Source organism: Oribacterium sp. KHPX15 (genome assembly GCF_900107835.1).
Lineage (GTDB): Bacteria > Bacillota > Clostridia > Lachnospirales > Lachnospiraceae > Oribacterium.
Genome location: NZ_FNRG01000014.1, coordinates 84692 through 98215 on the forward strand (window position 1 = coordinate 84692; position 13524 = coordinate 98215).

Here is a 13524-nt window from a genome sequence, read left to right on the forward strand (position 1 = left end):
CTGAAAGCTCTAAATAATCGTGATTTGAACATTAAGGTTATTTCAGACTTCTGTTTTCCGAAAAGTATGTCAGCATTAGATCTACCACGTGACCGTAGCTCTTAACGCCTTGCGTTTGGCCGTTGTACTTAAGATATGCATCATTAATCTCTTCATGCACTTCGGCCATTTTCGTATCGTATCGGTCCCAAAATTCGTTATTGTACATCATGTCCTGACGGGTGTAAGGATTTATCTTCATGTAAAGCTCTGAAAACTTTTCACGATCGGTTTTGGCAAGGGCATTTCCGGCGTAGACCCAGGCAGAAACGAAACCCGAGTAATTGAAGTAAAGATCCTCGGAACCGACGGTGGCGAGAACCGCGATGAAGTTGGCTTCCTCCTCCTGCATGTAACCTCTGAGATGTGATAATTCATGACAGATGGTGAAGGGAATGTCATAGTAGGGGATATCCCGGTTGTAATTTGCTTCTATAGTGAAAGGTGAGTAAACTCCCGTAACCTGTTGGATACTTAGAATCCAGGAATTTATGAGGGGCTTCGGAAAAGGATAATGTCCCGAAAGTCGTGAAAAACGTGTTCCGAGACTTTCCATTGCTTTCTGACCAAGTTTGCCTGTTTCCCAAAGGCAGGTTACAGAAGCTCTTTCAGAAGCATAAGTTTCTCCGAGATAAGCTCCGTTATACAGTTTTATAGGAGACAGAGGCAGATCATAGCCGTAATCACCCCGGTTTTGGGATTCTGAACCAGATATTACAGGATGTTCGTTCCCATTGTATAAACCTGAGGCTAATGTGGTGTCATTCGACATTTGTGAACTTTCCAGAAGCTTTTCTTCCGTAAGATTAATGTTTTCTACAAGATAAGTACAAAGCTCCACGAGGCCGTAATCTGCATCATTTTTAGAAGATGAAGTATCCCCTGTATTCATAGTTTCAGAGGAAATGTTTTTCTGGCTGTCATAGCCGGTAATCCCTGCTTCAGATGAGAAACTGGTGCGTCTGTAATTTATTCCGCAGTTAAACACATAAAGAATAAAAAGAATAGAAGCAGTAAAAAAGATGTGCCGGGCGAAAAGAACCATAGGTTTTAATGATTTTCTCAAGACAGAAGCATTGTTCTCTGAAACCGACCCTGAAGCTTTATCTTTACTATTTATGAAAATCTTAACAGAATTACTCAGCTGTTTCACAAAATCCCATATAACGAAAATGATCAATGCATACAGCAAAAGCTCAGTCAGAGAAAAAGGCAGCAGTCCCGTAATGCTGCTTACTGCAAGGCTCACATAGCGATAAATATTATGAGAATAAAAATCAGTAAATCCACGGAAGGTTGCCGCTAAATGACTTATCAAAAACGATATTACATCAAGAAAAAGTATAAATAGTGATATTTTATTCGTCATGTCAGGATAAAATCTTAAAAAAATCGTAGGTACACACTCAAATTCAGGTAGGCTATACTGTAGCATGATTATAATACTACAAGAAATAAATCATCAGGGGTGTTTATGAAAAAATTTCTATTTGCCATGGCTGCAGCTTCTGCAATCAGTGCAATTTTGTGTTTAAACGGTTATGCGGAAGAAACTGTAAGCGGAGAAAGCTATGTCACTGCTATAGTTGAAGCAGACGGTACTGCTCAGGAAGCATTGAATAATGCAGAAGATCAGAGTGCTGTATCCGGGAATGAAACTCAGCAGGCAGCAACTACAAACACAGAAGCACAGGATGCCTTGACGGAAAAAGAGGGTCCGATAGCGGTTATGACAGGAAATGATACTTCAACGGATACAACAGGAATACAGTCAAACGGTCCGGTAGCAGGAACAGGCACAGAACAGACTGCAGCTTCAGAGTTTGGACCATCAGTCGGCGGTACAGCAGCAGAGACAGCACAAACTGATCAAACTGCAGCAGACCAGACGGCTGAGGCACAGGAGGAGACATTACCACTTCCATCAGGATACCATTTTAACAATATTGCGCCTTACACCTATCAGAATATGGTTGATGATCTTACAGTACTTAAGGCTCAATATCCCAATATGCAGATGGACGTCCTTGCCGCCACAGCAGATAGCCGTAATCTTTACCATGTTGTGGTTGGTAATCCTATGGCTAAACACAAGATCCTGGTTCATGCCGGAATCCATGCAAGAGAGTATATAGTTTGTCAGGTTGTCATGAGACAGATAGCGTCACTTCTTGAGATGCAGCAGGCCGGAACAGTTTACAAAGGCTGCTCAATTCCGGATCTTCTGAACAACACCTGTATTCATTTTGTGCCAATGGTGGATCCTGACGGAATTACCCTGGTTCAGGGCGGACTGGAAGCCCTCAATTCAGAAGATGCCAGAATGTCAGTCATGACCATCGCAGGAATGGACAACGCATCCGATATGGAACAGTATCTGAGAACCTGGAAGAACAACCTTAACGGTGTAAACCTTAACCGTAATTTCGATGCAAACTGGGAGGAGACTCCATCCAAGGTAGACCATCCGTCATCCATGAACTATAAGGGAACAGCACCTGAGTGTGAGATCGAGACCAAGGTGCTTGCAGACCTCACCCGCAGTCTGATGCCGGACAGAACCATCAGCTACCATACACAGGGAAAGGTTATCTACTGGTATTTCGGAGAGACCGGAAACTATAAAAATGAAGGTTTCAACCTTGCATCTATCGTTAGTCAGAATACAGGTTACAGGATCTCCAATACCTGGGCGGAAAAGGACGCAGCAGGATTCAAGGACTGGGCAGTTCAGAAGCTTGACATACCTTCTGTTACCATAGAGTGCGGTATCGGAACTTCACCTGTAGATGAGTCACAGATCGAAGAAATGTGGGCCGGAAATGACGGTATACTTCCCGATGTCATGATAGATCTCGTAAATAAATAATCAGTGATTCAATAAAGATCCGTGGAGCGATAAAGTTCCGCGGATTTTTTACATTTAATTATGGTTTTTCCTTAGTTTCCTGTCGGTTTCGTTGACTTTGTAATGGGCAAATGTTTATAATCAAAATAATAGATTAAGTTCGGATAGTATTTTTTTAAATATTTTTTTCTGGTTATAGATAGATGACTTCATGTAAGCGCGCGTAGGGTGTAGTATGGGTAATTTTGATCTTGAAAAATATATCGTCGAATGCATAGATGATGCCATATCCAAGGGATGGATAAAGGTGTTTTTTCAGCCGCTCATAAGAGGGATAAGCCGAAAGGTGAGCAGATTTGAAGCACTTTCCAGATGGCAGGATCCTGAACATGGTTTGATTATGCCTGAGGATTTTATATATGTTCTGGAAGAGCATGGACTTATTTATAAGCTTGACGGTTATGTGATAGAGGAGTCCTGCAGACAGTTCAGAAACAGGATCAATGAAGGTAAGAAGATAGTTCCTTTCTCAGTGAATTTATCGAGGAAGGATTTTGAGCTGTGCGATATTTTTGAAGTTGTGGAAGCTTCTGTAAAAAAATATGAAATATCCAGAGAGTTTGTCATTATCGAGCTAAATGAAGATGCTTTCAATCAGGATACGGAAAAGATAAAGGAGAAGCTTGACCGGTTCAGAAATGCAGGTTATCAGATCTGCATGGATGATTTTGGAGTAGGATACTCCTCATTAAACATTTTTAAGGATTTTGAAATTGATGAGATAAAGATAGATATGAAATTCCTCAGAGATTTCAGTCCTAAAGCGTGCCGTATAGTGGCATCTGTTGTGGACATGGCTAAGGAGATAGGTATCCTTACCATAGCTGAAGGAGTGGAGACTGAGGAGCAGTCAAGATTTTTAGGAAGCATTGGCTGTGAGATGATTCAGGGTTTTCTTTTCTGCAAGCCTCTTCCTGTGGAAGACTGTATGAAAGAGCTTTCCCTTAAGGGAATTGAGATAGAGCATCCCGATGAGGTAAAGTACTTTGATGAAGTTGGAAGCATCAACATCCTGAGCCCGGCTTCCCTTACCAGGGTAAATCCCGCCGGAAATACAGATATGCCTGTGGAATCAGCCTACGAAAGTGTTATTCCCTATGCGATGGTGGAGTATGACGGAAATTCTTTCAGGTATCTTTACCGTAACGCCGAGTACTTGAAGACTCTGAAGGTGATAGGGTATGAGGATGATGATTTAAACGATATTTCCGGAGATTCCGATAAACGGAAGCTCAGGAAAGCAATAGAAGAAACAACAGAATTAGGTTCCTGCTACTCGGATTTCACCATAAACGGTTACTATTGTTATTTCGAGGCCCGGGTGGTGGCCCGCAATTTTGACAGATGTGCGATACTCTTCAGCCTCACTAACAGCAACAAGGATGGCAAGAAGGTAAAGCTTGAGAAGCTGGATGCCAGTCTGAAGCATTTGTATGGTATATACAACAGTGTTTCAATGCTGGATCTTGATAAGAATTTCCTTGAAGTACTGTATCTGAGGGATTCGGAAAAAAGAGATTTTGAAAGCGGAAACATTGAAAAACTGACTAAACAATTTGCTGAAAACTATGTTTATGAAGCGGACAGGAACAACTATCTGAATTTCTTTGATACGAGTACTCTCAAGCAAAGAATAAAGCAGACAGACAGCAGATTTATAAATGCTTACATAAGGACAAAAACCCTTAGCGGGGATTACACCTGGAAGATATATCTGGCGGTTCTGGTGGCCTCGGATCACGCCCTTGTATTCATAAGAAATGCTGACAACATAAAATCAACAGAATTGTCAGCTTATCAGAATTATATGGCTGCCGTGAGAAGCAGCAATAATCTTGGATCTGAGCTTACCAAAGAACTTCTTTGGGATAATCTTAACCGCAATACTTCACTCGGCGTGTTCTGGAAGGATAAGCAGCGCAGATTTGTGGGGGCCAATAAGAAGTTCATGGATTATTATGGCTTTAGGAGTCAGTCTGATTTTATCGGAAAGACTGACGAGGAAATGGGATGGCATGTTGCTCCAGAGCCATATAAGAGAGATGAGTATCGTGTTCTCAGAGAGGGAGCGGTGACTCTGAGGGTACCGGGACGTTGTATCGCCCACGGCAGTATCAGAGATATCAGAGCATCAAAGATGCCGGTATATGACAACGGACGTATCATTGGTCTCATTGGCTATTTCGAGGATGTTACAGAGGTAGAGCGTGACAGAGTAAGCAAATTCGATATTCAGGAAACTGATAACCTTACCGGACTTCTCAATACCAGGGGAATGATGGCGGCGGTATCTTCCTACAAGGATGAGTACGACAGAAGAGGCGTTGATTTCGCCGAATTATATTTCTCCATAGATAACTACCAGGATCTTATAAGTCAGTACGGACATGCCTTCGGAGATGAGATACTTTATGCTGTAGGAAAGAAACTGGCAGCTTCCTTTGGCACCAGTGCAACACTTGTCAGATATTCCGGAGATGATTTTTTGGCATTTACTCAGTCGGGAAAACCTGGGGATATAGAGAAAGTTGCTAACAAGATACGTAAGCTTATCATGGATATTAATAATGTTAATGGCTATAGCTGTACTCTTCACCCGTCCGTAGGTATAGTAAGATACTCTGAGGTAAAAGATCTTAATGAGATGCACCGGGTTGGATTCAACAGAATGAGCAGCGAAAGGCTGAAAAACAAGAAAAAGTCATAGGCTCCGGGCATTTCTATGAGAGATACCGAACTTATGCAATAAAAAACTACGCAGATTATTGCGTATAAACCGGGAAAGTTGTAAAATCCAAAGGGTTTTGATAAGATGCCAGATTGGCTGAGAGTCTGATTTCAGCCATCTGGCTTTATTCATAAAAACAGAAAGATAAACATTTGCGCCATATTTACTGCAATGTTATAAGAAGCCGGATTGACTGACATCCCTATGTTGTATTGAAACGGCAAAAAATCAGCATTTACAGAGGAGAACATTTATGTCTGAAGAAATCAGAAACGAGAAAGGCGAGCTTGTGGAGAAGCCACAGGAGTCAAAGAACTTTATAGAGCGTGAGATCGACAAGGATCTCGCGGAGGGAGTATATGATCATGTACAGACCAGATTCCCGCCGGAACCAAACGGATATCTTCATATAGGACATGCAAAGTCCATAATCCTTAATTCAGGACTTGCAAAGGAATACGGTGGAAAGTTCAATCTTCGCTTTGATGATACAAATCCTATGAAGGAGAAAACAGAGTTTGTTGAGGCCATCGAGAGAGATGTTCGCTGGCTGGGAGCAGATTTTGAGAACAGAGTATTCTTTGCTTCCGATTACTTTGATGTTATGTATGACAAGGCAGTACTTCTTATCAAGAAGGGACTTGCATTTGTGGATGATCTTACAGCAGAGCAGATCACAGAGTACCGCGGAGATTTCACTACACCGGGTAAGGAATCACCAAACAGAAACAGAAGTGTGGAAGAGAACCTCAAGCTGTTCCAGGATATGAAAGATGGAAAGTATGAGGACGGAACCCTCACACTTCGTGCAAAGATCGATATGGCATCACCTAACCTCAATATGAGAGATCCGATCATCTATCGTGTTGCCCACATGCATCATCACAATACAGGTGATAAGTGGTGCATCTACCCTATGTACGATTTTGCTCATCCTATCGAGGATGCCTGTGAGGGAATCACTCATTCCATCTGTACTCTGGAGTTTGAGGATCACAGACCTCTTTATGACTGGGTAGTTAAGCATTGTGACTTTGAGAATCCTCCGAGACAGATCGAGTTCGCAAAGCTTTATCTCACCAATGTCGTAACAGGTAAGAGATATATAAAGAAGCTGGTTGAGGATGGCGTGGTTGACGGCTGGGATGATCCTCGTCTTGTGACCATCGCAGCTCTCAGAAGACGCGGTTACACACCTGAGTCCATCCGTATGTTCGTTGAGCTTTCCGGTATCTCAAAGGCAAATTCAAGCTCTGACTATTCACTTCTTGAGTATTGCATCAGAGAGGATCTGAAGCTTAAAGCTAAGCGAATGATGGCAGTCATCGATCCTATCAAGCTTGTGATCGACAACTATCCTGAGGGACAGGAAGAAATGCTTGAGGTACCATATAACCTAGAGAATGAAGCTCTTGGTTCCCGTCAGGTGCCATTCTCAAGAGAGCTTTACATCGAGCGTGATGATTTCATGATCGAGCCTCCAAAGAAGTATAAGAGACTTTATGTAGGAAACGAGGTTCGCCTCATGTCTGCATATTTCGTTAAGGCTGAGTCCTATGAGACTGATGCCGAGGGTAATGTTACAGTTGTACATTGTACCTATGATCCTGCCACAAAGTCAGGTTCAGGTTTCGAAGGCCGTAAGGTAAAGGGAACTATCCATTGGGTAAATGCTCCTACCGCAGGTCAGGTGACAGCACGTCTTTATGAGCAGCTTATCGATGAGGAGAAGGGTAAGCTGAATGATGACGGAACCCTTAACTTTAATCCTAACTCACTTACAACAGTAACAAACTGCATGGTTGAGCCGGAGCTTATGAAGGTTAAGCCTTATGACAGCTTCCAGTTTGTCCGTAACGGTTTCTTCTGTGTGGACAGCAAGGATTCAACTCCTGAACATCCGGTATATAACCGTATCGTAGGACTTAAGTCCTCCTTCAAGCTTCCGGAGCAGGGTAAATAATGGCAGACGAGCCGGAGGGCATGCCCTCCGGCTTTATTTTTATAATTTGAAAAATGTTTGTTTTACATCGCTCTTTATTGGTGGTATCATTTTCTTATAGTTTTTTGAAAAAATTGGGGCAACTGTTTGCCCGAATGGAGGATATAAATATGTCTAAGAAGAAAAAAGGGTTAGGTGGACTTATCGGATTTGCGGCTTTGGCCGGCGGCGTTGCGGCAGTTGTTTCTTATCTCTACAAGTATCAGAAGTTTTCTGAGGAAGTTGATCAGGATTTTACAGATGTGCTTGAGTCAGCAAATGAGGTTAAGAATTCTGCAAAGAGGTCTTATACAACTTTAAAGAACAATCAGGGTAAGGAAGAATTCAAGGCGGCAGCTAAGGATCTCGGTTATGCAGCCAAGAATCTTGCGGTTGATACCAAGAATCTTGCCATTGATGCAGGTAAGGATGCTTACAGAACTGTGAAGGAAGCTTTGAACGAAAAGCTCGGTTTCCAGACTTCAGAAGATGACGACCTCGATGATATCGATGACGAAGATCTTGTGGATGATGAGGATGTTGAGATTGAGTTCTATTCTGTGGAAGATGAGAAGGCTTCAGAATCCGAAAAAAAAAAGAGACTGATTCTGAATCCGAAGAGAGTGATGCTGCCGAAGAAGTTACTCAGGAAGCTCCAGAGAAGCAGGCTGAAGATGTCCCCGAGACAGAAGAAGCTGCTGAGGAAACTGTAAAGGAAGCTGAACTTGAATCCGGCAACGGAGAAGATATTTCGGAGAACAGTAAGAAAAAGAAGAGAAAGAAAAAACATTGAGTCTCTTGAAACACATAAAAAGAGGCTTCAATGCCAGCCAGGCTTGCTGATTGAAAGAACATGAAGAAAAAAGTCCGTCAGGGATGAACACGGAAGTGTAAATCTCTGACGGACTCTTTTAATGTAATGTACTTGAAAATTCAGTGGTACGTTGGCATGAAGCCTCATTTTTGTTCGGGTTATCAAGCTTCGTTCAGTGAGCTGTCGATGGAAGAATAGACGGCTCGGATGGCGTCTTTATAACGTTCCTCCGGTACACCTATCAGGAGATTAAGTTTGCCGGCTCCCTGATTTATGGTGCTGATCTCGATGCCGGCTTCGTCGAGAGCGTGCAGGACTTTAACATTGGCATCGCTGGACTCGGTGCCGCGCTCACCAACAACAGCTATCATGCTGAGGTTTTCCTTGATGCCAAGGTAGTCGGGGCTAAGCTTTGCCTTTATTTCCTCCAGGAGCTCATCTTTGCAGGGGTTTAATAGATCACTTCTGATAACAAGGGTGATGGTGTCAATTCCTGTGAGACATTGCTCGAAGGGAAGATTACGTTCCTTAAGGATGTCAAGCATGACAGCGCTGAATCCTGATCCATCACTGACCATGACCTTTTCAACCTGAATCACAGACATACCGATACGACCTGCGACACCGACTACAGGATACTTTACTTTACCTTCCGGAAGTTTTCGCACAATAGTGGTTCCCGGGTCTTCGGGACGGTTGGTGTTTCTTATATTGATAGGAATGCCCAAATTCGATGCAGGTAAAACAGCATCTGTGTGAAGTACGGAGGCACCCATATAGGAAAGGGTACGAAGCTCACGATAGCTGAGATATTCAACAGATTTTGGAGAATCCACTATACGGGGGTCTGCAGCCAGGAGACCGGAAACATCGGTCCAGTTCTCGTAGAGATCTGCTTCAATGGCACTTGCCACAAGGCTTCCTGTTACATCGGAGCCGCCTCTGGAAAATGTATGGATCCTGCCTTCTGCATCGGCACCGTAAAAACCTGCCACAACAGCGTTTTTGAGGGGGCGGAGAGCAGCGCTCATGGCACGTTTAGTCATGACATTGTCCAGGGTACCGTCTTCATTGAAACAGACGCACCACGCCGGATCAACAAAGGTAAATCCGAGGTATGAAGCGAGAATCTGAGAGTTGAGATATTCACCCCGGCTGGCCATATACTGATCGTCAGGGTTTTCACTGAGATGTTTTCTGATAATTTCTATTTCTTTATCGATTGGGAAGTCAATGTTCAAAGTTTCCATGATTTCCTGAAAGCGTTTCTTTATTTCAGTAAGATCCTGTTCATAATCCTCACCGTTTTTTGCATTCTGATAGCATCTCAGAAGCATGTCTGTAACCTTTATGTCTTCCGGAAATCTTTTACCCGGTGCGGATGCCACGATAAACCTTCGTGAAGGATCTTTTTCGATGATATCCTTTATTTTTTGGAACTGGCCGGCGTCAGCCAGAGATGTACCGCCGAACTTTGCTACAACTGTTTTCATAAATGTCCCCTATTACAAAAAATCCATCGGGGACGATTCTCGCGGTTGAGAACCGTCCCCGATGGGTATATTTTACTCCAAGAATTGGATTGATGGAACAATCTTTTATTTACTGTATCAGCTTGCTTTCATCAACAATAGCACCGGTATCAGCACTGGTAACAAGGGTTGCGTATTTTGCAAGAGCCTTAAGACGAGGCTTAACCAGTGGTTTCCAGCCTTCTTTCCTTCTTTCAAATTCTTCGGTGCTTACATTGATCTCCAGCTTACGGTTATGTATATCGATGGTGATCTCGTCACCGTCCTGAACAAAGGCGATAGGACCGCCGTCGGCTGCTTCAGGTGATACATGACCGATGCATGGTCCGTGAGTGGCTCCTGAGAAACGTCCATCTGTAACGAGAGCAACGTCTTCATCCATTCCGCGTCCCATGATGAGAGAGGTGGTTGAAAGCATTTCCCTCATGCCGGGGCCTCCCTTGGGACCCTCATAGCGGATGACAAGGACAGTTCCTTTCTTGATCTCCCCTGCGGAGATGGCAGCGTCTGTTTCCTCCATGGAGTTGAAAACTCTTGCGGTTCCCTTGAAGTAATACATGGATTCCTTAACGCCGGACTGCTTTATGACGGCGCCGTTAGGTGCAAGGTTACCTCTCAGAATAGCGATACCGCCTTCAGGCTTCTGAGGATTTTCCATGGTCTTTATAACGTCTCCGTGCTGAACCACAACGTCTTTGATTCGCTCGCCGATGGTTTCACCTGTAAGTGTCAGCGAATTTAAATTGAGTTTGCTCTCAACAGTCTTAAGAACCGCTGTGATACCGCCATCATTATCAAGAGATGCGATAGGATACTTTCCTGATGGCTGAAGGTTACAGATAAACGGAACCTCACGGCTTATTCTGTCGAAATCCGAAAGTTCAAGCTTAACGCCTGCTTCATTAGCTATAGCCATAAGGTGGAGAACCAGGTTTGTTGAAGAACCTGTTGCCATGGCACCGGTGATACCATTTAGAAGAGTTTCTCTTGTCAGTATCTTTCTCGGGGTAATGCCTTCCTTCAGCATCTTCATGACCTCGCGGCCTGAGGCTTTGGCGATACGCTTACGTTTGTTTGAAACTGCGGGAGCTGTTCCGGCGCCGGGAAGTGCAAGTCCCAGAACCTCTGAAAGCATGCACATAGAATTTGCGGTTCCAAGGTGCGCACAGGAGCCAACTGTCGGTAATGTCAGCTTCTCAACCTCCTTCATATGTTCGGGAGTTACCACACCGGCCTCAACACGGCCCGGAAATTCACGAAGCTCGGAAGAACAGAAAAGAGGATTGCCATCAACGTAGCCCGGAAGCATTGGACCACCCGGAACGATGACGGTAGGAATGTTCAGTCTGGCAGCTGCCATGATCATACCAGGAAGGATCTTGTCACAGCCTGCAAGGAGAACCATGGCGTCGAAGTGATGGGCCTCAACCACCATTTCTACGGAATCGGCGATAAGCTCGCGGCTTGCGAGAGGATATCTCATGCCCATATGGCCCTGACATAATCCGTCACAGATACAGATGGTTTCTGAACGAACAGGCACACCGCCTGCCTCGATAACACCCATCTTTACGTACTCGGCAAGTTCCTGAAGATGACGGTGTCCCGGAACCATCTCGGAAAAAGAACCGATAACTGCTACAAAAGGCTTCTTCATGTCTTCCTCGTCCATGCCATTGGCATAAAGAAGAGCACGCTGACCTGAGCGGGCGATTCCGTTTGTTAACGTAGCGCTGCGGTATTTGGGGTCCTTAAATTCAAAATCCTTATTGTAATCAGCCATCTTTTTTCCTCCATATATTGGTTTTAAAATGTTGTTCGAAATACGGGTATTGCAAGCCGGACATCAAAGGGAAATCATCTCCTGAAAATACCGGACGAAGCTTTAGTGATGGTTTTAGTATAGATTGACAGTTCTTTTGTCGTCTAATAAAATCCAGACATAAGATGGATAAGATTTGTGCATAGAAAGAAAAAAATCATGCATTAAAATCATGGGCTTTTTAATGAAATATAATTAAGGAGTTTTATGAATTATCAGGTTTATTTGGATTTGGAAGTTCTTAAAGAACAGAAGAAATTTACGCTTGCTGCAGACTCCCGGGGATGTCTTCAGTCAACCCTCAGCAGGCGTCTTCTGGCAGAAGAAGTCGCACTGGAATGTACTCTGTTTGACAGAAAGACTCACGAGCTTACATTTGCCGGAAAGCTGTACCTTAAGTATGGCGTTAAACTGGAGCAGATCAGGAAGGAACTTTCTGAATTTGTGGGAGATGAGACACGTGCAGAGGATGCTATTGACTTTCGTTCCTTTTCTTATATTTACGAAATATTTCAGACGGGAAATATCACAAACGCTGCGGAAAATCTGTATATTTCTCAGCCTGCACTGACTCAGTATCTGAATTCCCTGGAAAGAAATCTTGGAAAGAAATTGCTGAACAGGCATCGGGGACGCTGTGAGTTCACGGATGAAGGAGCCAGATATCTGACCATAGTTGAAGCCGCCCGAAAGATAGACAGAGGATTTAAAACCGAGCTGGATACGCACCTCAGGCGAACATCACATAAGATTAGAATTGCCCTGAGCCGTCAGACCGGCTCCCTCATGATATCTCGGGTACTTTCGACTTTTCTGGAGGAATTCCCACATATTCAGATTGATATTACCGAAGCGGATACCGACCGTGCCAGAGAGCTGCTCTTAAAAGATCAGGTTGATATGGCAATCCTTGTTGTGCCGGGTTTAAGCGGTGGAACCCTAAGGTATTCTAAAATCTATAGGGAGGAATTGAAGCTGATAACACCAATGAATCTTGAGAAAAGATATCCGGGATCTGTGAGATTGGAGGACCTTGATGGAGAACGTTTTATTCTGCAGCAGGAGTTCACTGCGGTACAGCACATTGTTTCTGCAGCATTAAGGCAGCATAACTGTACTCCGGATGTAATCTGTCGAATAAATCTGTTTCGCGCCATGGTAAACATGGTTGCTTCCGGTGCCGGCATTGCCCTTCTGCCGGAGCATGCGCTTTTGGACTATGGCAAAGACTTCCATGTTGTGTCATTGGAGCCGCCTATATACTACTACCTTGTATATGCTGTTCAGGATGTAAAAAGGTGCAGCGAAGCCATGAAACGGCTGATGGAGCTTCTTAAGGATCAGCAGTGATTTGGCACTATAAAAGGAAGTAATATAGGGGTTTATATGGGAAATGTGAAATATACAAACTGTAACAGTTCAGCCGGCAATGGTTCGCGAAGACCGTGGTCGACTCTTTTCCCCACCATCCGGAGTTATTGGAACCACTGATTGACCTTAAAACTCAGAATTCAGAATATAAGTCAATGTAACCTGCCATTCAGGATGACCCAAATCCAGATTATTTGAAATTGAGTCAATGTAACCTGCCATTCAGGATGACCTAAATCCAGATTACCTGAAATTGAGTCAATGTAACCTGCCATTCAGGATGACCCAAATCCAGATTACCTGAAATTGAGTCAATGTAACCTGCCATT

Annotated in this window: 8 protein-coding genes; 5 read left to right on the forward strand and 3 right to left on the reverse strand. The window is 43.8% G+C overall.

Going from position 1 to position 13524, the window contains the following annotated elements:
• Nucleotides 1-37 precede the first annotated feature (37 nt).
• The gene (locus BLV86_RS10025; protein WP_175456501.1) at nucleotides 38-1357 is read right to left on the reverse strand and encodes a DUF3810 domain-containing protein; all 1320 of its coding nucleotides are present in this window, start codon (nucleotides 1355-1357) and stop codon (nucleotides 38-40) included.
• A gap of 156 nt (nucleotides 1358-1513) precedes the next feature.
• On the opposite strand from BLV86_RS10025, the gene BLV86_RS10030 reads away from it, so the two are divergent.
• The 4 genes from BLV86_RS10030 to BLV86_RS10045 all read left to right on the forward strand — a co-directional run bounded on the left by BLV86_RS10030 (nucleotide 1514) and on the right by BLV86_RS10045 (nucleotide 8369).
• Nucleotides 1514-2908 carry a M14 family zinc carboxypeptidase gene (locus BLV86_RS10030; RefSeq protein ID WP_090816731.1) on the forward strand — a complete coding sequence of 465 codons (1395 nt, stop codon included), beginning with the start codon at nucleotides 1514-1516 and terminating at the stop codon, nucleotides 2906-2908.
• 214 nt (nucleotides 2909-3122) lie between these two features.
• The gene (locus BLV86_RS10035; RefSeq protein ID WP_090816734.1) at nucleotides 3123-5654 is read left to right on the forward strand and encodes an EAL domain-containing protein; all 2532 of its coding nucleotides are present in this window, start codon (nucleotides 3123-3125) and stop codon (nucleotides 5652-5654) included.
• Nucleotides 5655-5928: 274 nt separating this feature from the next.
• Nucleotides 5929-7638: a glutamine--tRNA ligase/YqeY domain fusion protein gene (locus BLV86_RS10040; RefSeq protein ID WP_031552390.1), complete on the forward strand. Its 1710-nt coding sequence runs from the start codon at nucleotides 5929-5931 to the stop codon at nucleotides 7636-7638.
• A 149-nt stretch (nucleotides 7639-7787) separates the two neighbouring features.
• Nucleotides 7788-8369, forward strand: coding sequence for a hypothetical protein (locus BLV86_RS10045; protein WP_090816737.1), 582 nt, complete (start codon nucleotides 7788-7790; stop codon nucleotides 8367-8369).
• A 262-nt stretch (nucleotides 8370-8631) separates the two neighbouring features.
• On the opposite strand, the gene BLV86_RS10050 is transcribed toward BLV86_RS10045, so the two are convergent.
• Both BLV86_RS10050 and ilvD read right to left on the reverse strand, forming a co-directional pair.
• On the reverse strand, nucleotides 8632-9963 hold the full coding sequence (locus tag BLV86_RS10050) for an aspartate kinase (protein WP_031552387.1): 1332 nt from the start codon (nucleotides 9961-9963) through the stop codon (nucleotides 8632-8634).
• Nucleotides 9964-10072: 109 nt separating this feature from the next.
• Nucleotides 10073-11785 (reverse strand): dihydroxy-acid dehydratase, encoded by a 1713-nt coding sequence (ilvD, locus tag BLV86_RS10055; protein ID WP_090816740.1) that lies wholly within the window; start codon nucleotides 11783-11785, stop codon nucleotides 10073-10075.
• 246 nt (nucleotides 11786-12031) lie between these two features.
• Between ilvD and BLV86_RS10060 the strand changes: the two genes are divergently transcribed.
• On the forward strand, nucleotides 12032-13174 hold the full coding sequence (locus BLV86_RS10060; RefSeq protein WP_090816743.1) for a LysR family transcriptional regulator: 1143 nt from the start codon (nucleotides 12032-12034) through the stop codon (nucleotides 13172-13174).
• Nucleotides 13175-13524 lie beyond the last annotated feature (350 nt).